We start from the raw sequence: 22,661 nt of genomic DNA, 5'->3' as shown, positions 1-22,661 counted from the left end.
GCGTCGAGGGAGCACGGACCGGCACGGACGAACGCGGATCGGGCACGGATGCCAGAGCGGGCATCTGGCGCAGACGAGTCGACATGGTCAGGTTCACCGCTCCCCCGGCCAACAAGGCGTCGATTACGACTACGACTTTCCTGGACAACGGGGGCCTGTCATGCATCCGATGGTGAAGCCCGCGCTCCGGCGCGGCTGGCGCGATCTCCGCACCGTGCAGTTCGGGATGACTCCCGCGCACGCGATGACACTGGGCCCGCTGGACACCGCGACCGGCAGCTTCCTCGATCTCCTCAACGGCACCCGCGGACTGGACCTGCTGCGGGACGAGGGCCGGCGGATGGACCTGCCCGACGGCCATGTCGACGCGCTGGTGCGGCGGCTGACCCGAGCCGGGCTCCTCGACGACGCCCGGGGCGGCGGACCTGCCGCGCAGGCACTGCGCGAGAAACCGGAAGTCCTCGACCGGCTGCGTCCCGACCTGGCCACACTGTCGCTGACCACGTCGGAACCGGGCGAGGCCCTCGAGCGGCTGGCCGCGCGCCGCGCCCTGCGCGTGCAGGTGCGCGGCGCCGGCCGGGTGGGCACCGCGCTGGCCGCGCTGCTGGCGGGGGCGGGCGTCGGCACGGTCGACGTGCGCGACGGCGGGCAGGTGGAGCCGTGGGACGTGAGCCCGGCCGGGCTGCCGCCCGACACCGTGGGCGCCCGGCGCGACGAGGCCGCCCGGCGGGTGGTGCGGGCCGCCGCCCCGGACCGCCCGCCCCGCCGCTCCCAGGCCCCCGAGGCCACGGCCGACCCCGGTTTCTCCCTGGTGATCCTCGCCCCGCGCGACGACGTGGCCGTCCATGCCCCCGCCCCGGACACCGCCGCTCCCCTCATGGCCTCGGGCACCCCGCATCTGTACGCCGGGGTGGTGGAGGGAACCGGTATGGTCGGTCCGCTCGTCCTGCCCGGTGAGACCGGCTGCGCCGGCTGTCTGCACGAGGCGCGCGCCGAACGGGACCCGGCCTGGCCCCGGCTGGTCGCCCAGTGGCGGTCCGGCCGGCAGCGGCAGGTACGGCCCTGCGATCTGGCGCTGGCCACCACGGTGGCCGGGCTGGCGGCCGCCCACGCGCTCGCCTTCCTCGACGGCCGGACGCCCTCCGCCGCGGGCGCCCGCTGGGAGGTCTCGCTCCCCGGGCTCCAGTGGCACGCGAGGCCGGTTCGGGCACACTCCGCATGCCCGTGCGGGGCCGCCGGGAAAGCCGAAGGGACACAGGCCGCGGAGAATGCCGCCGCACACGAGACAATGACTGAGCAAGGGTCGTCAACGCGGGTACGCCGTCCGACAGGCGCGGCGCGGCCGGCTGGGACTTGGAGGGCGCATGTCTGATCTTCCCCGGAAGGCGGTCACCCGGACCGCCAAGCTCGCCGCGCTCCCGCTCGGCTTCGCCGGCCGGGCGACCTGGGGGCTGGGCAAGCGGATCGTCGGCGAGTCCGCGGAGATCGTCGGCCGTGAGCTGCAACAGCGCACGGCGGAGCAGCTGTTCAAGGTGCTCGGCGAGCTCAAGGGCGGTGCGATGAAGTTCGGGCAGGCACTGTCCGTCTTCGAGTCGGCGCTGCCCGAGGAGGTCGCCGGCCCCTACCGCGCGGCGCTGACCAAGCTCCAGGAGGCGGCCCCGCCGATGCCCACGCGCACCGTGCACTCGGTGCTCGCGGAGCGGCTGGGGCCACAGTGGCGGGAGCTGTTCCTGGAGTTCGAGGACAAGCCGTCGGCGGCCGCCTCGATCGGCCAGGTGCACCGGGGAGTGTGGCACGACGGCCGCGCGGTCGCGGTGAAAGTGCAGTACCCCGGTGCCGGCGAGGCCCTGCTGTCCGATCTGACCCAGTTGAGCCGCTTCGCCCGCCTGTTGGGACCCCTGGTCCCCGGCATGGACATCAAGCCCTTGATCACGGAGCTGAAGGACCGGGTCTCCGAGGAGCTGGACTACGGCCTGGAGGCGCAGGCCCAGCGAGCGCACGCCGAGGAGTTCGCCGGCGACCCGGACGTACTGGTGCCCGCCGTGGTCCACCAGTGCGACCAGGTCCTCGTCACCGAGTGGATCGACGGCATCCCCCTGTCGGAGATCATCTCCGACGGCACGCCGGAACAGCGCGACCGGGCCGGCCAGCTGCTCGCCCGTTTCCTCTTCTCCGGCCCCGCCCGCACCGGCCTGCTGCACGCCGACCCGCACCCCGGCAACTTCCGGCTGCTGCCCGGCGGCCCGGAGGGCGAGGACGACTGGCGGCTGGGCGTGCTCGACTTCGGCACGGTCGACCGTCTGCCGGGCGGCCTGCCGGCCCCGATCGGGGAGTCGCTGCGCATGACCCTCGACGGCGAGGCCCAGGCCGTCTACGACCTGCTGTGCGCGGAGGGCTTCGTCAAGGAGTCCATCGAGCTGGACCCCGACGCGGTGCTCGACTATCTCCTGCCGATCATCGAACCGGCCCAGGTCGACGAGTTCACCTTCACCCGCGGCTGGATGCGCAGCCAGGCGGCCCGGATAGCCGACCCGCGCTCCCCCGCCTACCAGCTCGGCAAGCGGCTGAACCTGCCGCCGGCGTACCTCCTGATCCACCGTGTCACCCTCAGCACCATCGGTGTCCTGTGCCAGCTCGGCGCGACCGTCCGGCTGCGCGAGGAGCTGGAGGAGTGGCTGCCGGGGTTCGTGCCGGAGGAGGAGCTGCCCGAGGAGTCCGCGGCGGAGGCCTGAGCCACGAGCGAACCGACGTCCCGCGTGGCATGCGGCGGGGCATGCGGCGGGCGGCCGTGGCCTACCACCAGGCCGAGTCGAGGCGCCCTTCGATGGCTCTGAGGTACTCGCGGGAGCAGCTGTCGCAGAAGTACTGGCGGGTGCCGTTCTCCACGGAGCAGGTCCAGGTGGGCTGGGGCCCGTCGGCGACGGTGCCGCAGCGCGCGCACACGACGCGCCCGGGCCTCATGGCGGAACCGCCGCCCCTGCCGCTGCCTCCGGGAAGACTCGTCACCCGGCGACGATAACGCCGTCGCCGGGTGATCGCCGGGCACAACGCACCGCGGGGACCGGTCCCTTCGACAGGACCGGCCCCCGCGGGGAAGCTCATGTCTCCCGGTGAGGGAGGCCGCCGCTTCGGGCGTGGTGGTGTTACTGCATGACGGCGAGGGCGAGCGCCCGGCGGGCGCGCAGCGAGGCGCGCTCGGCCCGGCGCTGCATCCGGCGGGCGGCCGCCAGGCTGATGGCCCGGCGCTCCCGCTGCGCCTCATGCAGGCGGTCGTGCATATGCGCACGAGCCAGGGCTTCTGGGATGAGTTGCATCTCTCGGGTCCTGTTCTGACGCGAGTCGGTCGCGCCGGTGGTGGTGACGTCTGGGGTTGCGGAGCCGGTGGGCTCGTTGGTGGACGGCTTCATCGGGGCCTGCTTCTGGGGGTCGTGCGTGAGGGGACGGTCGATCGTTCCTGCGGTGTTCATGCCGTGACCGGGTTCTTCCGCGGGCGGCCACGCGGCCGCTTCCGGGCGACGACGACACCCTGGACGAACAGCTCGCCACCCCAGACGCCCCAGGGCTCACGCCGCTCCTTGGCGCCGGCGAGGCAGGCCTCGATCAGCGGGCAGGTGCGGCAGAGGGACTTGGCGTACTCCACGTCGGCCGGCGACTCGGCGAAGAAGACCTCCGGGTCGTAGGAGCGGCACGGGACGGGTACGCCCAGGTTCTCGATGGCGTCGTCGAGCGCGGTGAGCGCGGTGAGCGGGGTCAAGGTGGAGTCCTCCGTGAGGCCGGGCGGGGGGATCGTTTCGGAAGGCGGTACGGACGGGGCGTGCGCTTCGAGTTGCACGGTTTCGTCTTCCTCGTCTGGTCGTTCCGGTCGGGTGGACCGGTTGGCGGCTGGTACCGGGCTCTTTTGCTCTTGTCCCGAGGCCTCTTCGCTCTGTCGCCCACGTTCGTGGGCAAACAGAAGGGCCGCGGATCCCGGATGGGGTTCCGCGGCCCTGAAGGCGCCGGCCTGATCGCCGATCAGGCTGGATCACTCCAGGGTTCTGGCCCACGGAAGGCCCACATCAGGTGGTGCTGCGTCGTCTGCTTCCGGAATCCGGCACCGGTCGCCGTAAAGGCATAGGCCTGCGCCTGAGCCTCTACTGCCGCTTCCAGTGCCTTGGTCGGTCGCTCATTGCGCTCGCGGACGGGAAGACCCGCGGGAGCGACGGAGGACGCCGGACGGACGGCACGGATGCCGGACAGACCGGTGCCCTGGTCCGAGGAGCCGAGCATGCACAGGGAGGCGACGACCGAGCGATCGGTCAGTTTGACGGTGCTGATGGCGCTGGCGTTGATGCTGATCACTGGACTCGCCTCCTCTCGGCGTCTCGGGGGACTGGGGTGAACCAGTCCGCGGATATGCAAGTACAACACGGAATCGGCGCCTCCGAGAAGGCCGCCGTTCCCACGCGTAAGAACCTATGGGGATTGCTGGGGCATGCGCAAACTATTTTTTCGACGAGTTCGTTTCAGTCGTCGTCTTCTCTTCCGGCGGGGTCCCGGCCCGCGCAGAGCGCCAGCACATCGGCTCCGTACCGCTTGAGTTTGCGGGCTCCGACGCCGGGAATCCGGGCCAGCTCGCCCGCGTCGTCGGGGACGGTCTCGGCGATCGCCATCAGTGTCTTGTCGGTGAAGACGCAGAACGCGGGCTGGCCGCTGAGCCGGGCCTGGTCCGCGCGCCACTCGCGCAGCCGCTCGTACAGGCCTTCGTCCATGTCGGAGGGGCAGTCCTCGCAGCGCAGCAGTTTCAGCTCGCCGCCGTCGGTGAGGGTGCGGCCGCACACCCGGCAGCGGGCGGGGGTGCGCTGGGTGCGCCGGGGGGCCGCCTCGGTGCGGCCGGTGAAGCCCCGCTCGACACCGCCCGCGCCGCCGCCGGAGCCGGCCCGGCCCGCCGCGGTGCCCGAGCCGGGGCGCAGTCCGTCGAGGAACCGGCTGGGGCGGCGGCTGGGGCGGCCGCCGGGTGAGCGGGCGAGCGCCCAGGAGACGTACAGATGGGTGCGGGCGCGGGTGACTCCTACATACAGGAGACGGCGTTCCTCCTCGATCTGCTCGTCGGTTCTGGCGTAGGTGATCGGCATCATCCCTTCGGCGACGCCGACCAGGAAGACGACCTCCCACTCCAGGCCCTTGGCCGAGTGCAGGGAGGCGAGGGTGACGCCTTGGACGGTCGGGGCGTGCTGGACGTTCGCGCGTTCGTCGAGTTCGGCGACGAAGTCGGCGAGGCCGGCGCCGGGCTGGGCGGCGGCGAAGTCCTGCGCGAGGTTCACCAGCGCGGCCAGGGACTCCCAGCGTTCCCGGACGGCGCCGGAGCCGGCCGGGGGCTGCGGGGTCCAGCCGTCGGAGGAGAGGACGGCGCGGACCTGGGAGGGCAGGTCGACGGCTTCCTCCAGGGCGGCGTCGTTGCCGCCGAAGCGGGCGGCGCCACGCAGGGCGATGCCCGCCTTGCGGACCTCGGGCCGGTCGAAGAACCGCTCGGCGCCGCGCAGCTGATAGGGGATGCCGGCGTCGGCGAGGGCCTGCTCGTACGTTTCGGACTGGGCGTTGGTGCGGAACAGGACGGCGATCTCGCTCGCCGGGATGCCGGCGTCGAGCAGCTCGCGGATCCGGCGGGCGGCGCCCTCGGCCTCGGCGGGTTCGTCGCCGTACTCCGTATAGACGGGTTCCGGACCGGCGGGGCGCTGGGAGACGAGTTCCAGCCGGTGGTCGGCGGCGCGGCCGCGGGCCTGGGCGAGCAGCCCGTTGGCGAGGCGGACGACCTGGGGTGTGGAGCGGTAGTCGCGGACCAGTTTGACGACGGTGGCGCCCGGGTGCCGGACGCGGAAGTCGAGGAGGTGGTCGGGGGTCGCTCCCGTGAAGGAGTAGATCGTCTGGCTGGCGTCGCCGACGACGCACAGGTCGTCGCGGTCGCCGAGCCACAGCTCCAGCAGGCGCTGCTGGAGGGGGCTGACGTCCTGGTACTCGTCGACGACGAAGTGCTGGTACTGGGCGCGGACCTGTTCGGCGATGTCCTGGCGGTCCTGGAGGATCGCGACGGTCAGCAGCAGGACGTCCTCGAAGTCGATGACCGCGCGGTCGCGCTTGAGGTCTTCGTAGGCCGAGTACAGCTGGGCGATCTCGGCCGGGTCGCGCGGGGTCTCGCGGCCGGCCTTCGCGGCGGCGAGGGCGTAGTCGGCGGGGACGGTCTGGGTGACCTTGGACCATTCGATCTCGGCGGTGACGTCCCGCAGCTCGCCCCGGTCGAGGCGGATGCGGCAGGCGGCGGCCGCGTCGGCGACGAGCTGGACCTTGCGGTCGACGAGCCGGGGCATGGAGCCACCGATCGCTTTCGGCCAGAAGTACTGGAGCTGCCGCAGGGCGGCGGAGTGGAAGGTGCGGGCCTGCACTCCGGTGGCGCCGAGCTGGCGGAGGCGGCCGCGCATCTCCCCGGCCGCGCGGTTGGTGAAGGTGACGGCGAGCACGCTGGAGGGCTGGAGGATGCCGGCGCGCACGCCGTAGGCGATGCGGTGGGTGATCGCCCGCGTCTTGCCCGTACCGGCTCCGGCGAGCACGCACACCGGGCCGTGCAGCGCGGTGGCGACCTCGCGCTGTTCGGGATCGAGCCCTTCGAGCACCGCGTCGGCCGAGTCCGGTACCTGCGGGAAGAGGGTGGAGTGCGTTGCTGCTGTCACACAGCCATGCTGCCAGGTCGCCGGAGACCGCCGAGCCGGTTGTCCACAGGCGGGGCCCATTAGTCATACTCATCACGCCCCGACCGGGTGCGGGAATGGTGGCCGTTTCACGTACGTTCCCCTCTGCGAGCACCGTCCCCGACCCGTCGAAGGAGCGCGAAACAGATGCTGGGCACTGTGACGATGTACAGCACCACGTGGTGCGGCTACTGCCGCCGGCTGAAGAGCCAGCTGGACCGTGAGGGCATCGCGTACACCGAGATCAACATCGAGCAGGACCCGGAGTCCGCCGCGTTCGTGGAGAAGGCGAACGGCGGGAACCAGACCGTTCCGACCGTGCTGTTCCCGGACGGGACCACGCTGACGAACCCGTCGCTGGCCCAGGTCAAGCAGAAGATCGGCGTCTGAGGACGACGGCCCGCACGGCCCGCGCGGCCGTGTGAAGCGCAGGAAGGCGGCCCTCCGGAGATCCGGGGGGCCGCCTTCTCGTTCGAGGCCGGCTTGTCGTCCGCCGGCCTCGATGACCGCGTTCGCCGCTCAGATGACGCTGCGGGTCGGCAGCGGCTTGCCGTACCACAGCTCGATCAGGCGGGCCGCGATGGAGATGCCGTACGGCGGCATCACCTCGCCACTGTCGAAAGCGGCGCCCAGTTCGTCGCGGGAGAACCAGCGGGCCTCGTGGATCTCGTCGCCGTCGACGTCGATGTCGGTCGAGGTGGCGCGCGCCATGAAGCCGAGCATCAGGCTGGACGGGAAGGGCCAGGGCTGGCTGGCGATGTACTCGACCTGCCCGACGGTGACGCCCGCCTCCTCGTAGACCTCGCGGCGCACGGCCTGCTCGATGGACTCGCCGGGCTCGACGAAGCCCGCGAGCGTCGAGAAGCGGCCCTCGGGCCAGTGGACCTGACGACCGAGGAGGATGCGGTCGTCCTCGTCGGTCACGGCCATGATCACCGCGGGGTCGGTGCGCGGGTAGTGCTCGGCGCCGCAGGCGGGGCAGCGGCGGATGTGGCCGGCCGCCGCGATCACGGTGCGCTCGCCGCAGCGCGAGCAGAAGCGGTGGGTGCGCTGCCAGTTCTCCAGTCCGACGGCGTGCACCATGAGCCCGGCGTCGCGCGGGGACAGCAGCAGGCCGGCCTCACGCAAACCCGCCGGGCGGGCGGACTGGTCGATCCGGCCCGGGAGGGAGTCCTTCTGGAGGGCGAAGTAGCTGACGCCGTCCTCGTCGATGCCCAGGAAGTAGCGGTGGGCCTCGGTGAGCGGAGCCTCGAAGGACGGGGTCATGACGAGTTCGGTACGGCCGTCCGGTGTCTCGTCGATGAGGACCTGGCCGCCGGAGACCACGAAACAGCGCGTCGTCGGGTGGCTCCACGCCGCGGCGAGCCAGGCCTCGTCGAGCCGGTGGTGGGCGGCCCGGTCGATGCCGCTCGGCGCGGTGAGCGAGATGGGGCGGTCGGCGGTGTGGTCGGTCCAGGTGGTCACGGGTGCTTCCAACTCCCCCGGTGCAAGCGGTTGGGTTCGGCGGGCGGTTCGGCGGGTCGTCCGGGCGGAAGGCCACCGGCGCCGGCCGGGCTCGGTGGGACGGGCGGCCCTTCCAGTGTGCCCCGCGCGGTGCGGGGTCCCGGGCGGCCGGCGTGCTCAGGGGGCATGGCGCCAGGTCGCCGCGAGATCGCCCCACAGGTAGGCGCCGGTCACGGCGCCCTTGAGGAGCAGGTCCAGCTCCACCTTCTCGTTGGGGGCGTGCCAGCCGTCGGACGGGACGGAGATGCCCAGGAAGAGGACGGGTGCGCCGAGGACGTCCTGGAGGTCGGCGGCCGGGCCGGAGCCGCCCTCGCGGGTGAAGCGGACCTCGGTGCCGAACGCGCGGCCCATGGCGCGGGCGACGGACCGCAGGGCCGGGTGGTCCAGCGGGGTCAGACACGGGCGGGTGCCCGCGGAGAAGGCGATCTCGTGGCGGATGCCGGCGGGCAGCCGGTCGGCGGCCCACGCGCGGACCACCCGCTCGACGTGGTCCAGGTCCTGGCCCGCGACCAGGCGGAACGAGAGCTTCACCATGGCCGTGGACGGGATGATCGTCTTGCTGCCCGGGCCCTGGTAGCCGCCGCCGATGCCGTTGACCTCGGCCGTCGGGCGGGCCCAGACGCGTTCCAGTGTGGTGTAGCCGGCCTCGCCCTGGGCGGCGTACGACTTGGCGGTGCGCAGCCAGCGCGCCTCGTCGAAGGGCAGCTCGGCGAACAGCTCGCGCTCGCGGTCGGTGAGGTCGACCACACCATCGTAGAAGCCGGGGATCGCCACGCGTCCCTGCTCGTCGTGGAGGGCGGCGACCAGGCGGGCGACGGCGGTGGCGGGGTTGGGCACGGCGCCGCCGAAGGAGCCGGAGTGGATGTCCTGGTCGGGGCCGTACAGCCGGATCTCGCACTCGGCGAGGCCGCGCATGCCGGTGCAGACCGTGGGGGTGTCCTCGGACCACATGCCGGTGTCGGAGACGATCACGGCGTCCGCGGCGAGCCGGGCGGCGTGCTCCTCGACGAGGGCGCGGAAGTGCGGGGAGCCCGACTCCTCCTCGCCTTCGATCAGCAGCTTCAGGTGGACGGCCGGGACGGTGCGGCCGGTCGCCGCGAGGTGGGCGCGCACGCCGAGGGTGTGGAAGAACACCTGGCCCTTGTCGTCGGCCGCCCCGCGCGCGTAGAGCCGGTTCTCGCGGATGACGGGCTCGAAGGGCTCGCTGTCCCAGCCGTCCTCCCGCGCGGCGGGCTGCACGTCGTGGTGGCCGTAGACCAGGACCGTCGGCGCCGCCGGATCGTCGGACGGCCACTCCCCGTAGACGGCGGGGGCGCCCGGCGTCTCCCAGACCTCGGCGGTCGGGAAGCCGGTCTCCTTGAGCTTGCCGGCGAGCCACTCGGCGCTGCGCCGCACGTCGGCCGCGTGGTGCGGCTGGGCGGACACCGACGGTATGCGCAGCCACTCCGCGAGGTCGTCGAGGAAGGCGGCACGGTGCTGGTCGATGTACGCGCGGACGGCGCTGTCCGGGGTCTGGCTCATGGTCACGAGCCTATCGGCCCGCACCGACGGCCCGGTCGTGCTGTTCGTCACCGCTGGGCTCCTCGCGCAGCAGCCGCTCCAGCGCCTCCCGGCCGGGCAGGTCCCCGGGTCGGACGACATCGCCGCTGCGTACGTACACGAACGCGGCCGTGACCCGCTCCGGCGGGATGCGCTGCTGCTCGGCCCACGCGAGCCGGTACAGGGCGAGCTGGAGGGGGTCGGCACTCTGGTCGCGGCCGGTCTTCCAGTCGACGATCTCGTACGTGGCGTCCTCGCCGTCGCCCTCCCGGTAGACGGCGTCGATACGGCCGCGTACGACCCGGCCGGCGATGGTGATCTGGAAGGGGGCCTCCACGCGGTACGGCGTGCGGTGGGCGTACTCGGTGCGTTCGAAGGCGTCCTTCAGCGCTTCCAGGTCGCGTTCGTCGGCGATCTCGGCCTCGCTGCCGGGCAGTTCCTCGGGCTCCAGCATGGGCAGCGTCAGCGCCTCGAAGCGGGCCTCGACCCACGCGTGGAAGCGGGTGCCGCGACGGGCGGCGGGCTGCGGGGGGCGGGGCATGGGGCGGGCCAGCTCCCGCGCGAACCCGTCCGGGTCGTCGGCCAGCCACAGCAGCTGGGTCGCCGTGAGGGACGCGGGCAGGGGGACCTCCGTCACGCTCTCCCGCGCGCGCAGCAGTTCTCCGGCGAGGGCGTCGAGGTCGCGGTCCCAGGAAGCGACGACGCGGGCCTCCTCCGGGGTGAGGCGGCGGGCCTCGGGGGTGTCCGCGCGGGGGGCGATGTCCGCGCGGGAGGCCGTCGCCTGGTGGGGGACGGTCGGGTGGTGGCCGGGGGTACGGGAGTCCCAGCCGGCCGGGGACTGGGCGGGGACGGGGGCTGGGGGTTCGCCGACGGGGGGCTCGTCGGCGGGGGCGTGCTCCTCGGGGAGGGCGTTTTCGCCCGCGTAGGGATTGTCGGCGTTGGCGTCGCCGGCGTACGGATCGTCAGCGAAGGGGTCGTCGGCGTACGGCTCCGCCTCGAACGGGACTTCGTCGTCCGTGATCTCCTCGTACGGCATCTCCTCGTACAAGGGCTCGTCGTACGGGAAGTCGTCCTCCTCCGGGGGCGCGGGCCACTCCGGGTCCTCGTAGGTGTCGGGGTCGTGTGCGGCCGCCGGGTGGCCGGTGTCGGCGGCGGTGGCGAGGGCGTCGAGGTGGGCGAGGACCGTGTCGGCGGCCGCGCGGCGGCGGGCCAGGGCCGTGCCGTCCAGGGGCAGCGGCCAGGCCTGGTCGGCGGTGGCCTGGTGCAGGGCCGGGTTCTCCTCGTCTTCGGCGGGCTTGTCGGCCCAGACCTCGATTTCGCCGTGGCCGGCGGCGCAGTGGTCGTGGAGGGCGAGGAGGAAGTCGGACGGGCCGCGGGGCTTCTTCTGGGTGGGGCCCCACCAGTGGCCGGAGCCGAGGAGCAGGGAGCGGGGGCGGGTGAAGGTGACGTAACCGAGGCGCAGTTCCTCGGTGTGCTGGTGCTCCTTCATGGCCTCGTGGAAGGCCTTCATGCCGCGCGAGTCCCACGCTTCGATGTCCGGCAGCGTGTCGGCGTCACCGCGCAGCTCGTGCGGCAGCACCTTGGCCTGCGCGGTCCACTTCTCGCGGCCCTGAGTACTCGGGAAGGTGCCGGTGACCAGGCCGGGGACGGCGACGACGTCCCATTCCAGGCCCTTGGACTTGTGCGCGGTGAGCACCTTGACGGTGTTCTCACCGCCGGGCAGGGCGTTGTCGAGGCCCTTCTCGTACTGGGCGGCGGTGCGCAGGAACCCCAGGAAGGCCAGCAGACTGGCCTGGCTCTCGTGGGCGGCGAAGGACGCGGCGATGTCCAGGAAGTTCGACAGGGTCTCGCGGCGGCGGGCGGCCAGCGCGTGCGGGGACGCGGACAGCTCGACCTCCAGGCCGGTGACCGCGAGGACGCGGTGGAGGACGTCCATGAGCGGGTCGGCGAGCGAGCGGCGCAGGTCGCGCAGTTCGGCGGCGAGGCGGGCGAAGCGCACCCGCGCGTCCGGTGAGAAGGGCAGTCCGTCGTCGTCCCCGCCGCCCTCCAGCGGGGTCTCCAGGAAGGTGTCGAGGGCATCGGCGAGGGAGATCACCTCGGCCGGGTCGACGCCCTCGACGGCCTCGGCGAGCCGCCGGTCGGGGTCGTCGCCGGTGTCCACGCGCGCGTGCGCGACGAGTCGCCGGGCGCGCCGGCCGAGCAGGGCGAGGTCGCGCGGGCCGATGCGCCAGCGGGGGCCGGTGAGCAGCCGGACGAGGGCGGCGTTGGCGCCCGGGTCCTGGAGGACCTCGCAGACGGCGACCAGGTCGGCGACCTCGGGCAGGTGCAGCAGCCCGGAGAGGCCGACCACCTCGACGGGAATGTCCCGCGCGACGAGGGCGGCCTGGATCTCGGCGAAGTCGGTGGCCGTACGGCACAGGACGGCGATCTCGCCCGGCGCCTTGCCGGTGTTCACCAGGTGGGCGATCGAGTCGGCGATCCAGTCGATCTCCTCCGCGTGGGTGCGCAGCAGCGCGCAGCGGACCAGGCCGTCGCGTTCGGCGCCGGGGGCGGGGCGCAGGGCCTCCACACCCGCGTGCATGGCGCGCAGCGGCTCGGCGAGGCCGTTGGCGAGGTCGAGGAGCCGGCCGCCGCTGCGGCGGTTCTCGCTGAGCGCCTGGCGGGAGGCGGGGCGGCCGTCGGCGTGGGCGAAGTGCTGCGGGAAGTCGTCGAGGTTGGCGACGGAGGCGCCGCGCCAGCCGTAGATCGCCTGGCAGGGGTCGCCGACGGCGGTCACCGGGTGGCCGGTGCCGCCGCCGAAGAGGCCGGCGAGGAGGACGCGCTGGGCGACCGAGGTGTCCTGGTACTCGTCGAGGAGCACCACGCGGAACTCGTCCCGCAGGATGCGGCCCACCTCGGGCAGCTGGGCGAGGCGGGCGGCGAGGGCGATCTGGTCGCCGAAGTCGAGCAGGTCCCGCTCGCGTTTGGCGGCCCGGTAGCGCACCACCAGCTCGGCCAGTTCGCGGCGCGCGGCAGCGGTCTCGGGGACCTTGCGCAGGTCGGCGTTGGTGAGCTTGGCGCCCTGAAGGGTGCGCAGCAGGCCGGCGTCCCACGCGCGCAGGTCCTCGGGCTGTACGAGGTGTTCGGCCAGCTCCGAGTCGAGGGTGAGCAGGTCGCTGACCAGGTCGGCGAAGGAGCGGGTCAGCGCGGGGTAGGGCCCGGGGGCCTCGCGCAGCACCCGCGCGGCCAGCTGGTAGCGGGTGGCGTCGGCGAGCAGGCGGGAGGACGGCTCCAGGCCGATGCGCAGGCCGTGGTCGGTCAGCAGGCGGCCCGCGAAGGCGTGGTACGTGGAGATGACCGGCTCGCCCGGCGGGTTGTCCGGGTCGATGACGTCGGGGTCGGTGACACCCGCCTTGATCAGTGCCTTGCGGACACGCTCGGCCAGCTCGCCGGCGGCCTTGTTGGTGAAGGTCAGGCCGAGCACCTGTTCGGGTGCGACCTGGCCGGTGCCGACCAGCCACACCACGCGGGCCGCCATCACGGTGGTCTTGCCGGAGCCCGCTCCGGCCACGATCACCTGCGGGGCGGGCGGCGCGGTGATGCAGGCCGTCTGCTCCGGGGTGAACGGGATGCCGAGGAGCTCCTTGAGCTGCTCGGGGTCGGTGATTCGTGCGGGCACCTCAGAGAGGCTAGCGGCGGGCACTGACAGCGGATGCCCCAGTCATCACCCGCGGCGGGAGAAGCGCAGGTCAGGCGCTGTGGTGCCACTCGTCACACCCTGGGTCGGTCACTCCACGACGTGGCGGCCCTCGGGGCGGGCGCTGCACGCGGCCCGGAAGGCGCAGTGCGTGCAGTGCTGGCCGGTGGTCGGGGTGAACCGCTCGTCGAGGACCTTGCCGGCGGCCGTGGCCAGCAGCTCGCCGACCCACTCCCCCGCCGCGCCCTCCAGGGCTTCCTGCGCCTGGACCTTCGGCAGCGTCTCGCCGCCGTCCCGCTTGGCGGCGCCCTGCCGCAGGTGGACCAGTTCGGCGCCGCCCGGCTCGGGGCGTACCCCGTCGAAGACGTCGTCCACGGCGCCCTCGCGGACGGCGAGCTGGTAGACGGCGAGCTGCGGGTGGCGGGCCACCTCGGCGGCGCTGGGCGCCTGCTTGCCGGTCTTGAAGTCGACGACGTACGCGCGGCCCTCGCCGTCCGCCTCCACGCGGTCCATCTGACCGCGGATGCGGACCTCGTAGTCGCCCGCCTCCAGGGTGACGTCGAAGTCGTGCTCGCTGGCCACCGGGGTGCGCCCGGTGCGGTCCATGACGTGCCACTTCAGGAACCGTTCGAGCGCCACGCGCGCGTGCTCCTTCTCCTGCGCCGACTTCCACGGCGCGTCGAAGGCCAGCGCGTCCCACACGGAGTCGAGGCGTTCCATGAGCACGTCGAGGTCGGCCGGGGTGCGTCCGGAGGCGACCTCGTCGGCGAGCACGTGCACCACGTTGCCGAAGCCCTGGGCGGCGGTGGCGGGCGCGTCGGCCTTCACCTCGCGGCTGAGGAACCACTGGAGGGAGCAGGTGTTGGCGAGCTGGTCGAGGGCGCTGCCGGACAGCTCCAGGGGCTGGTCGCGGTGGCGCAGCGGCACCTTGCTCTCGGTCGGCTCGAACATGCCCCACCAGCGGTAGGGGTGGGCGGCGGGCACCAGGGGCCGGCCGTCCTCGTCGGCGAGCGCGGCGAGCCGGGCCAGCCGGCGCGCGGCGGCCTCGCGCAGCGCCTCCGACACGCGCGGGTCGACGACCGTCGCGCGCAGCTCGGCGACGAGCGCGGCGACCGACAGGGGCCGGCGCGGGCGGCCGGTGACGTCCTTGGGTTCGACGCCGAGTTCGGTGAGGAAGCGGGAGGGCTGGTCGCCGTCGTCCGCGGGAGCCTTGACCGCGGTGACGACGAGCCGGTCCCGCGCGCGCGTGGCGGCCACGTAGAACAGGCGGCGCTCCTCGGCGAGCAGGGCGCCCGGGGTGAGTGGTTCGGCGAGGCCGTCGCGGCCGATGCGGTCGGCCTCCAGGAGGGAGCCACGGCGGCGCAGGTCCGGCCACAGACCCTCCTGCACACCGGCCACGACGACAAGCCGCCATTCCAGGCCCTTCGCGCGGTGCGCGGTCATCAGGCGCACCGCGTCGGGGCGCAGGGCGCGCCGCGTGAGGGTGTCCGCGGCGATGTCCTCGGCCTCGATCTGCTCCAGGAAGTTGAGGGCGCCCCGGCCGCCGGTGCGCTCCTCCGCGCGGGCGGCCGTCGCGAACAGGGCGCACACGGCGTCCAGGTCCCGGTCGGCGTTGCGGCCCGCCGCGCCGCCGCGCCGCGCGGCGCGCTCCAGCCGCGCGGGCCAGGGCGTGCCCGACCAGAGGTCCCACAGCGCCTCCTCGGCCGTACCGCCACGCGCCAGGCGCTCGCGCGCCGTGCGCAACAACGCGCCGAGGCGCTGGGCTCCGCGCGCGTACGCCGGGTCGTGCGCGACCAGGCGCTCCGGTTCGGCGAGCGCCCGCGCGAGCAGCACGTCCGACGGCGGCGGTACGGGGTTGCCCGCGGCGCGCTCCTCCTCGCGCAGGGCACGCCCCAGGCGCCGCAGGTCGGCGGCGTCCATGCCGGCGAGGGGGGAGGTGAGGAGGGTGAGGGCGGTCTCGGTGTCGAGCCAGCAGGGGTCGGGGGCGTCCGGGGCGAGGTCCGCAAGGGCGGGTTGCGTCGGAACGGGTTGCGTCGGGGCGGTTGGCGCCGGGGCGGTGTCCTGCGAGTCCGTGCCGGACGGGTCGAGGTCCTGCGCGTCGGTGCCCTGCGGGTCGGAGCCCTGCCGGTCTGTGTCGGCCGGGTCGAGGGCCGGCTGGTCGAGGGAATGCTGGTTGAGTGCCTGCCGGCCGGTGTCGGCCGGGTCGACTTCCTGCGGATCGGAGTCCCGCCGGCCGATGTCCTGACGATCGGCGTCCTGCGAGCCGCTGTCCTGCGCGCCGGCGGCCTCGGGAGTGCCCCCCTCCGAGCCGGTCTCCTCGGACGCGGCCGCGGTCCCCGCCTCCGCCGTCGCCACCGCCCGCAGCGCGGTCAGCAGGGGCGCCACCGCCGGCTCGTGCCGCAGCGGCAGGTCGTCGCCGTCGATGTCGAGGGGGACGCCCGCGGCGGTGAGGGCGCGGCGGACCGCGGGGATGGTCCGGGAGCCCGCGCGCACGAGGACGGCCATGTCCCGCCAGGGGACGTCGTCCTCCAGGTGGGCGCGGCGCAGGATGTCGGCGATGTTGTCCAGCTCGGTGCCGGGCGTCGGGTAGGTGTACACCTCCACGCGCCCGCCGTCGCGCACCGGGGTCAGCTCCCGGTGGGCGCGCACCTTCTCGGCCGGGAGCCGGGTCAGCGGCATGCGCTGGGTGAGCAGCCGGGTCGCGGCCAGCAGCGTCGCGCCGGAGCGGCGGGAGGTGCGCAGGACCTGGACGGGGGCGGGGCGGCCGTCGGCGCGCGGGAAGGTGTGCGGGAAGTCGAGGATGCCGTTCACGTCGGCACCGCGGAAGGCGTAGATCGACTGGTCGGGGTCGCCGAACGCGACGAGGGTGTGCCCACCGCCGGCGAGGGCGTGCAGCAGCCGTACCTGCGCCGGGTCGGTGTCCTGGTACTCGTCCACGTACACCGCGTCGTACTGCCCGGCGAGCCATGTGGCCACCTCGGGGCGCTGGGCGAGCAGCACCGCGCGGTGGACGAGTTCGGCGTAGTCGATGACCCCGTGCAGGTCGAGCACGTCGAGGTATTCGGCGAGGAAGGCGGCCGCCGCGCGCCAGTCCGGGCGGCCGATGCGCCGGGCGAAGGCGTCGAGGGCGTCCGGGCCGAGGCCCAGCTCGCGGGTGCGGGCGAGGACCGCGCGGACCTCGTCGGCGAAGCCGCGGGTGGTCAGGCAGGCGCGCAGCTCGTCAGGCCAGCGCACATGGGCCAGACCGCTCCGCTCGAGTTCGCGCTGGCCGGCGAGCAGCTCCCGGACGGCGACGTCCTGCTCGGGACCGGACAGCAGCCGCAGCGGCTCGACGAACAGGTCGCTGTCCTGGTGGGCGCGGACCAGGGCGTAGCCGAACGAGTGGAAGGTGGTCGCCCGGGGCGCGCGGGCGGCGCCCATGCGCAGGGCCATGCGGTCGCGCAGTTCGACGGCCGCCTTGCGGCTGAAGGTCAGCACGAGGATGCGTTCGGGGTCGGCTCCGCGGGCGATCCGCGCGGCCACCGACTCCACCAGCGTGGTCGTCTTGCCGGTGCCCGGACCGGCGAGGACGAGCAGCGGACCGGACCGGTGGTCAACCACGGAGCGCTGTGCGGCGTCCAGATCAGGGGGATCCGGTCGGGCCGGAGGGGTACGGACGAGCCGGTAAGCGCCACGGTTCCCCTGTCGCACCGCGGGGTGCGACAGGCGCCTGGTGGAGAAAGAGGAGCTCACGTGGTTCGCCGGTCCTGGTGGGTGTGCTGGTGTGCCGATCGCCGTGCGGGGACGGCGGTGGCCGGGGGATGAGGGGACGCGCGGAGCCGACGCTACGCCGGCACCTGGGCCGGAAGCAGGGCTTCCGGTTGCTCTCTCCCGGCTCAGTGGAACCGTACGTCCCTTTCCTCTCGAACGTACGTCATGTCACGGGAGTGCCCAGCCTCCCCCGTACGGATCACGCGTCACCCACGGCCTTCGCCGATGGCGGAAGCTGTCAGGTGTGACCCTTCGCGCGTTCCCCGCCGTCCCACCGCGCCCGTCGCATGTCGACCCGTGGCAGGTGGCCCTCGGCCGCCCGGCTCGCCTCCTTCAGGGGCGTGCCCTCCGCGCGGTAACGGGCCATGGCCTCCTGTTCGTGGCCGGGGAGCAGGACGCCGTCCGCGCGGACGACCCGCCACCAGGGCACGGCACCGCCGTAGAGCGCCATCACCCGGCCGACCTGACGCGGACCGCCCTCCTCCAGCCACTCGGCGACGTCGCCGTAGGTCATGACACGCCCCGGCGGGATCATCTCCGCGACGTCGAGGACCCGCTCGGCGTATTCCGGCAGGGCTTCGGAGTACTCCACGCGGGCGTCGTCGGGAAGGCTCTCCTCACTCATTCGTCCCATCCTGCCGCATGCCACCGACAATGTGACGCGGTCGTGACCATGCGTGACCCTCGCCCCGCAGCGGCGCTTCGGGCAGACTGTGCGCCCCCGCATGCGCACCCTGATGCCCGCGAGTGTCGGTGGAGCATGCCACCATCGTGCGGGCGGTGACTGGTGATACGAGACCAAGAAGAGACGATGAAGCAGCAGGGTGTGCACCCGGAGGACGCGGACAGCACCTCTGATGCGTCGTCGCGCCCGGACACCGTCGACACGGCCGGCGAGAGTGCCCGGGAGCCGGGTCAGGGCGGGGCGCCACAGGCGGCCGAGGCACAGGCGGAGGCCGGGGCGCAGGCCGGGCAGGAACCGCGCGAGGACCCGGCGGCAGCGGGTGATCAGGATCCGGAAGCGGGCGAGCACGACCCGCGCGAAGCCACGACCGCGGACGCGTCCGGCGGCAACGCCGGCGGCACCGGCCGCGACGCCCCGACCGGCCCCGACGCCCCCATCGACCCCGACGCCCCGACCGACGCCGTCGAAGGCGACGAACCGCTCCTCCCGGCGCGCGTGCACCGCCCCTCGGATCTGATGCGGCTCCTGGTGGGCGTGCTCGCGGTCATCGTGCTGCTCGCCATCGCCGCGTTCGCGCACGGCACCACTTCGGGCCTCGAACAGGACATCACCAAGGGCACCGGCCAGGCCCCCGACCTGCTCATCAAGATCGCGGGACTGGCCTCCAGCATCGCGATCCTCCTGGTGCCGGTCGCCTTCGCGATCGAACGGCTGATCAAACGGGACGGGCTGCGGATCGCCGACGGCGTGCTCGCGGCCGTCCTCGCCCACGGTGTGACCCTCGCCACCGACCTCTGGGTCGCCCGTGCCGCCCCGGACTCCATCCAGGAGGCCCTGACCCAGCCCTCGCCCGGAGACCTCAGCGCCCTCACCGACCCGGTGCACGGCTACCTGGCGCCCGTCATCGCGTACATGACGGCCGTTGGCATGTCGCGCAGGCCGCGCTGGCGCGCGGTGCTGTGGATCGTGCTCCTCCTCGACGCGTTCTCGATGCTGGTCACCGGCTACACGACACCGTTCTCGATCATCCTGACGGTGCTGATCGGCTGGACCGTGGCCTACGGCACGCTGTACGCGGTCGGCTCGCCCAACGTCCGCCCCACCGGGCGGACCCTGATGGCAGGCCTGCGGACCGTCGGGTTCCGCCCGGTGAGCGCGGCCCGCGAGGACACCGGGGACACCCCCGACAGCGGCGACCGCGGCCGGCGCTACTTCGTCACCCTGGAGGACGGCCCGCCCCTCGACGTCACGGTCGTCGACCGCGAGCAGCAGGCCCAGGGCTTCTTCTACCGGGTGTGGCGCAATCTGACCCTGCGCGGCTTCGCCACCCGCCGCAGCCTCCAGTCGCTGCGCCAGGCCCTGGAGCAGGAGGCGCTGCTCGCCTACGCGGCCATCGCGGCCGGCGCCAACGCCCCGAAGCTGATCGCCACCTCCGAGCTGGGACCGGACGCCGTGATGCTCGTCTACGAGCACACCGGCGGGCGCACCCTGGACTCGCTGGCCGACGAGGAGATCACGGACGAACTGCTGCGCAACACCTGGCACCAGGTGCGCGCCCTGCAGTCGCGGCGGATCGCGCACCGCAGGCTCGCCGGGGACGCCATCCTGGTGGATCGTTCCAGCAGGGTGATCCTCACGGATCTGCGCGGCGGCGAGATCGCGGCCGGTGACCTGCTGCTGCGCATGGACGTCGCCCAGCTGATGACGACGCTCGCGCTGCGGGTGGGCGCCGAGCGCGCGGTGGCCTCGGCGGTCGGCGTGCTCGGGCCCGACGCGGTGGCGGACTGCCTCCCGATGCTCCAGCCCATCGCGCTGACCCGCTCCACGCGGGCGACCCTGCGCCGGCTGGCCCGGGAGCGGGCCGAGCGGGAGCGCGAGGCGGTCCTGGAGGCGTCCCGGCTGGCAAAGGCCGCCCGCGCGGAGGCCGCCGACGGCGAGGAGGCCCCGGCCGCCCCGGAGAAGCCGGGCAAGAAGGCCGTACGCGCGCAGGCGCGGGCCGAGAAGCGGGCCATCGACGAGGCGCTGGAGGAGGCGCGCGAGGAGGATCTGCTCACCCAGATCCGCCACGAGGTGCTGCGGATCAGGCCGCAGGCGCCCGTCGAGCCCGCCCGCCTGGAGCGGATCCGGCCGCGCACGCTGATCAGTTTCATCGCCGGCGCCATCGCCGCGTACTTCCTGCTGACGCAGCTCACGCACATCGAGTTCGGTCCGCTCATCGCCAACGCCGAGTGGGGCTGGGTGGTGGCGGCGGTGCTGTTCTCGGCGCTGAGCTATCTGGCCGCCGCCATGAGCCTGCTGGGGTTCGTGCCGGAGCGAGTGCCGTTCCTGCGGACCGTGGCGGCCCAGGTCGCCGGGTCCTTCGTGAAGATCGTGGCACCGGCCGCGGTCGGCGGCGTGGCGCTGAACACGCGGTTCCTCCAGCGCGCGGGCGTACGTCCGGGCCTGGCGGTGGCCAGTGTCGGCGCCTCGCAGTTGTTCGGCCTCGGCTGCCACATCCTCATGCTGCTGTCCTTCGGCTATCTGACCGGTACCGAGAAGACGCCCTCGCTGTCGCCGTCCCGGACGGTCATCGCGGGTCTGCTCACGGTGGCAGTGCTGGTGCTCGTGGTGACCTCGGTGCCGTTTCTGCGCAAGTTCGTCGTCACGCGCGTGAGGTCGCTCTTCGCGGGCGTCGTGCCCCGCATGCTGGACGTGCTGCAGCGGCCCCAGAAGCTGCTCACCGGCATCGGCGGCATGCTGCTGCTCACGGCCTGCTTCGTGATGTGCCTGGACGCGTCCATCCGGGCCTTCGACAACGAGACGACCTCCATCAGCCTCGCCAGCGTGGCCGTCGTGTTCCTCGCGGGCAACGCGCTGGGGTCCGCGGCGCCCACGCCGGGTGGTGTCGGCGCGGTCGACGTGACCCTGACGGTCGGCCTGATCGCCGTCGGCCTGCCCAGCGAGGTCGCCGCCCCGTCCGTCCTGCTGTTCCGGATGCTGACGCTGTGGCTGCCGGTGCTGCCGGGCTGGATCGCCTTCAACCACCTCACCCGCAAGGGCGCCCTCTAGCGCGGGAGCACGCGCGCGTACGCGTGCCTCGCCCGGCGTGCGTACGCGTTCCCTCGGCGTGCGCGGCACCCACGCGCGCGTACCTCGTACGGCTCGTGCCCCGCGCGCCCCCTCCGGTGCCGCCGCAGGATGGGGACATGCCGAAGCCCTCCCCGCTGCGCGCGGCCGCCGTGACCGCCTCCGCCCTGCTGCTGACGTCGCTGCTGGCGGGATGCGGCGACGACGGCGCCGAGGACGAGGACCTGACGCGGCAGAGGCTCAGCTGGGAGGACTGCCCGGCGCCGTCGCAGGCGCAGGGCGGCGGGAACTCCCCGTCGCCGCTGCCGAACGGCGGGGAGTGGGAGTGCGCCACCATGAAGGCGCCCCGCGACTGGGACGACCCCGAGGGCGACACGATCGAGCTGTCGCTGATCCGCGCGGAGGCCACCGGCACCGGCCGGCGCATCGGCTCCCTGATCTTCAACTTCGGCGGCCCGGGCGGCTCCGGCGTCGCCGCGCTGCCCGCCTTCGGCAACGACTACGAGGAGCTGCGCACCCGCTACGACCTGGTCAGCTTCGACCCGCGCGGAGTGGGGCGCAGCGCGCCCGTGCGGTGCCTGAACGACCAGCGGCTCGACGCGTACTTCCAGCAGGACGCGACCCCCGACGACGCGGCCGAGCGCACGGAACTGCTGGAGGACGTAGAGGACTTCAACGCGGCCTGCGAGAAGAACTCCGCGACGATGCTGCCGCATGTGCTCACCGCCGACGCGGCCCGCGACATGGACCTGATGCGCCAGGTCCTCGGCGACGAGAAGCTGCACTACTTCGGCATCTCCTACGGCACCGAACTGGGCGGCGTCTACGCCCACCTGTTCCCGAGGAACGTCGGCCGCGCCGTCTTCGACGCCGTGGTGGACCCGACTCAGACGCCCGAGCAGGGCTCGCTCGGACAGGCCAGGGGCTTCCAGCGCGCGCTCGGCAACTTCGCCGAGAACTGTGTGTCGAAGACGGAGGAGTGCCCGATCGGGGACAGCGCGCAGGACGTCGAGGGCCGCATCGCCGCACTGCTGAGGGACCTCGACAGCAAACCCATCCCCGGCGTCTTCCCGCGCGAACTGACCCAGACCGCCGCGACCGGCGGCATCGCGCAGGCCCTGTACTCGCAGGAGTTCTGGGACTACCTGACGGAGGGCCTGGACCAGGCCTACGACGGCAACGGGCAGATCCTGATGCTGCTGTCCGACACGTTGAACGGACGCAGGACCAACGGCGAGTACAGCAACATCGTCGCGGCCAACACGGCCATCACCTGCGCCGACGACAAGCCGCGGTACGACGTCGCGCACGTGGAGCGCCGGCTGCCCGCGTTCCGGGCCGCCTCGCCGCTGTTCGGGGAGTACCTCGCCTGGGGCATGCTCGGCTGCACCGACTGGCCGGTGCCGGGCGCCGCCGACCATCCCGACGTGAGCGCGCCGGGAGCGGCGCCGATCCTGGTCATCGGCAACACCGGCGACCCGGCCACCCCGTACGAGGGCGCGCGCAGGATGGTGCGGGCGCTGGGCGAGGGGGTCGGTGTGGAGCTGACGTACAGGGGCCAGGGGCACGGCGCGTACGACAGCAAGAACAGGTGCGTGCAGGACGCCGTGCACGGCTATCTGCTGGACGGAAAGCTGCCGAAGGCCGGGACCGTCTGCTCCTGATCACCCGAGCTTGCCAGGAAAGCGCAGATCAGAGGGTTATCCACAGGCTCGGACGGGCT

15 protein-coding genes are annotated in these 22,661 nt (G+C 73.4%); 5 read left to right on the top strand and 10 right to left on the bottom strand.

The features are described from left to right. Positions 1 to 160 precede the first annotated feature (160 nt). Complete coding sequence (locus tag G7Z13_RS23440; protein ID WP_166002205.1) at positions 161 to 1,372, top strand: TOMM precursor leader peptide-binding protein; 1,212 nt, start codon at positions 161 to 163, stop codon at positions 1,370 to 1,372. Next, positions 1,365 to 2,732, top strand: a complete 1,368-nt coding sequence (locus G7Z13_RS23435; protein ID WP_166002204.1) for an AarF/ABC1/UbiB kinase family protein — start codon at positions 1,365 to 1,367, stop codon at positions 2,730 to 2,732. Before G7Z13_RS23440 ends, G7Z13_RS23435 begins: the two co-directional genes overlap by 8 nt. 61 nt (positions 2,733 to 2,793) lie before the next feature. On the opposite strand, the gene G7Z13_RS23430 is transcribed toward G7Z13_RS23435, so the two are convergent. The 5 genes from G7Z13_RS23430 to G7Z13_RS23410 form a co-directional block, all read right to left on the bottom strand. Beyond that, complete coding sequence (locus G7Z13_RS23430; protein WP_165994895.1) at positions 2,794 to 3,006, bottom strand: hypothetical protein; 213 nt, start codon at positions 3,004 to 3,006, stop codon at positions 2,794 to 2,796. Positions 3,007 to 3,143: 137 nt separating this feature from the next. Further along, positions 3,144 to 3,467, bottom strand: a complete 324-nt coding sequence (locus G7Z13_RS23425; RefSeq protein WP_166002203.1) for a hypothetical protein — start codon at positions 3,465 to 3,467, stop codon at positions 3,144 to 3,146. Further along, on the bottom strand, positions 3,464 to 3,832 hold the full coding sequence (locus G7Z13_RS23420) for a WhiB family transcriptional regulator (RefSeq protein WP_019072119.1): 369 nt from the start codon (positions 3,830 to 3,832) through the stop codon (positions 3,464 to 3,466). Before G7Z13_RS23420 ends, G7Z13_RS23425 begins: the two co-directional genes overlap by 4 nt. A 179-nt stretch (positions 3,833 to 4,011) precedes the next feature. Further along, a complete protein-coding gene (locus tag G7Z13_RS23415) occupies positions 4,012 to 4,338 on the bottom strand; it encodes a hypothetical protein (RefSeq protein ID WP_166002202.1) in 327 nt (108 codons plus the stop codon). Positions 4,339 to 4,502: 164 nt separating this feature from the next. Further along, positions 4,503 to 6,761 carry an ATP-dependent DNA helicase UvrD2 gene (locus G7Z13_RS23410; protein WP_240926327.1) on the bottom strand — a complete coding sequence of 753 codons (2,259 nt, stop codon included), beginning with the start codon at positions 6,759 to 6,761 and terminating at the stop codon, positions 4,503 to 4,505. 105 nt (positions 6,762 to 6,866) lie between these two features. Between G7Z13_RS23410 and G7Z13_RS23405 the strand changes: the two genes are divergently transcribed. Beyond that, positions 6,867 to 7,109 (top strand): mycoredoxin, encoded by a 243-nt coding sequence (locus G7Z13_RS23405; protein WP_166002200.1) that lies wholly within the window; start codon positions 6,867 to 6,869, stop codon positions 7,107 to 7,109. Positions 7,110 to 7,238: 129 nt separating this feature from the next. Here the strand turns inward: G7Z13_RS23405 and nudC are convergent, their stop codons facing one another. From nudC to G7Z13_RS23380, 5 genes are all read right to left on the bottom strand, one after another. Continuing rightward, positions 7,239 to 8,183 carry an NAD(+) diphosphatase gene (nudC, locus tag G7Z13_RS23400; protein ID WP_166002199.1) on the bottom strand — a complete coding sequence of 315 codons (945 nt, stop codon included), beginning with the start codon at positions 8,181 to 8,183 and terminating at the stop codon, positions 7,239 to 7,241. A gap of 156 nt (positions 8,184 to 8,339) precedes the next feature. Beyond that, entirely contained in the window at positions 8,340 to 9,743 is a 1,404-nt protein-coding gene (locus G7Z13_RS23395; RefSeq protein WP_166002198.1) for a dipeptidase, read from the bottom strand. A gap of 10 nt (positions 9,744 to 9,753) precedes the next feature. Beyond that, positions 9,754 to 13,419: an ATP-dependent DNA helicase gene (locus G7Z13_RS23390; RefSeq protein WP_166002197.1), complete on the bottom strand. Its 3,666-nt coding sequence runs from the start codon at positions 13,417 to 13,419 to the stop codon at positions 9,754 to 9,756. 108 nt (positions 13,420 to 13,527) lie between these two features. Further along, positions 13,528 to 17,169 (bottom strand): ATP-dependent DNA helicase, encoded by a 3,642-nt coding sequence (locus tag G7Z13_RS23385; RefSeq protein WP_206313133.1) that lies wholly within the window; start codon positions 17,167 to 17,169, stop codon positions 13,528 to 13,530. Between the two features lie 256 nt (positions 17,170 to 17,425). Continuing rightward, on the bottom strand, positions 17,426 to 17,812 hold the full coding sequence (locus G7Z13_RS23380; protein WP_166002196.1) for an MGMT family protein: 387 nt from the start codon (positions 17,810 to 17,812) through the stop codon (positions 17,426 to 17,428). 186 nt (positions 17,813 to 17,998) lie between these two features. Between G7Z13_RS23380 and G7Z13_RS23375 the strand changes: the two genes are divergently transcribed. Beyond that, positions 17,999 to 20,920 carry a lysylphosphatidylglycerol synthase transmembrane domain-containing protein gene (locus tag G7Z13_RS23375; RefSeq protein WP_166002195.1) on the top strand — a complete coding sequence of 974 codons (2,922 nt, stop codon included), beginning with the start codon at positions 17,999 to 18,001 and terminating at the stop codon, positions 20,918 to 20,920. 137 nt (positions 20,921 to 21,057) lie between these two features. Further along, the gene (locus G7Z13_RS23370) at positions 21,058 to 22,602 is read left to right on the top strand and encodes an alpha/beta fold hydrolase (protein WP_166002194.1); all 1,545 of its coding nucleotides are present in this window, start codon (positions 21,058 to 21,060) and stop codon (positions 22,600 to 22,602) included. Positions 22,603 to 22,661: the final 59 nt, after the last annotated feature.

The organism is Streptomyces sp. JB150, from assembly GCF_011193355.1.
Classification (GTDB): domain Bacteria; phylum Actinomycetota; class Actinomycetes; order Streptomycetales; family Streptomycetaceae; genus Streptomyces.
Note: the sequence above shows the minus strand (reverse complement) of the source record. Positions and strands in the feature narration are given on the sequence as shown.

Bases quoted from the DNA above. Each gene is read 5' to 3' on its own strand.
- G7Z13_RS23440 (WP_166002205.1), top strand. From the start codon at position 161: ATGCATCCGATGGTGAAGCCCGCGCTCCGGCGCGGCTGGCGCGATCTC.
- G7Z13_RS23435 (WP_166002204.1), top strand. From the start codon at position 1,365: ATGTCTGATCTTCCCCGGAAGGCGGTCACCCGGACCGCCAAGCTCGCC.
- G7Z13_RS23425 (WP_166002203.1), bottom strand. From the start codon at position 3,467: ATGAACACCGCAGGAACGATCGACCGTCCCCTCACGCACGACCCCCAG.
- G7Z13_RS23410 (WP_240926327.1), bottom strand. From the start codon at position 6,761: ATGGGCCCCGCCTGTGGACAACCGGCTCGGCGGTCTCCGGCGACCTGG.
- G7Z13_RS23405 (WP_166002200.1), top strand. From the start codon at position 6,867: ATGCTGGGCACTGTGACGATGTACAGCACCACGTGGTGCGGCTACTGC.
- G7Z13_RS23395 (WP_166002198.1), bottom strand. From the start codon at position 9,743: ATGAGCCAGACCCCGGACAGCGCCGTCCGCGCGTACATCGACCAGCAC.
- G7Z13_RS23380 (WP_166002196.1), bottom strand. From the start codon at position 17,812: ATGAGTGAGGAGAGCCTTCCCGACGACGCCCGCGTGGAGTACTCCGAA.
- G7Z13_RS23375 (WP_166002195.1), top strand. From the start codon at position 17,999: ATGAAGCAGCAGGGTGTGCACCCGGAGGACGCGGACAGCACCTCTGAT.
- G7Z13_RS23370 (WP_166002194.1), top strand. From the start codon at position 21,058: ATGCCGAAGCCCTCCCCGCTGCGCGCGGCCGCCGTGACCGCCTCCGCC.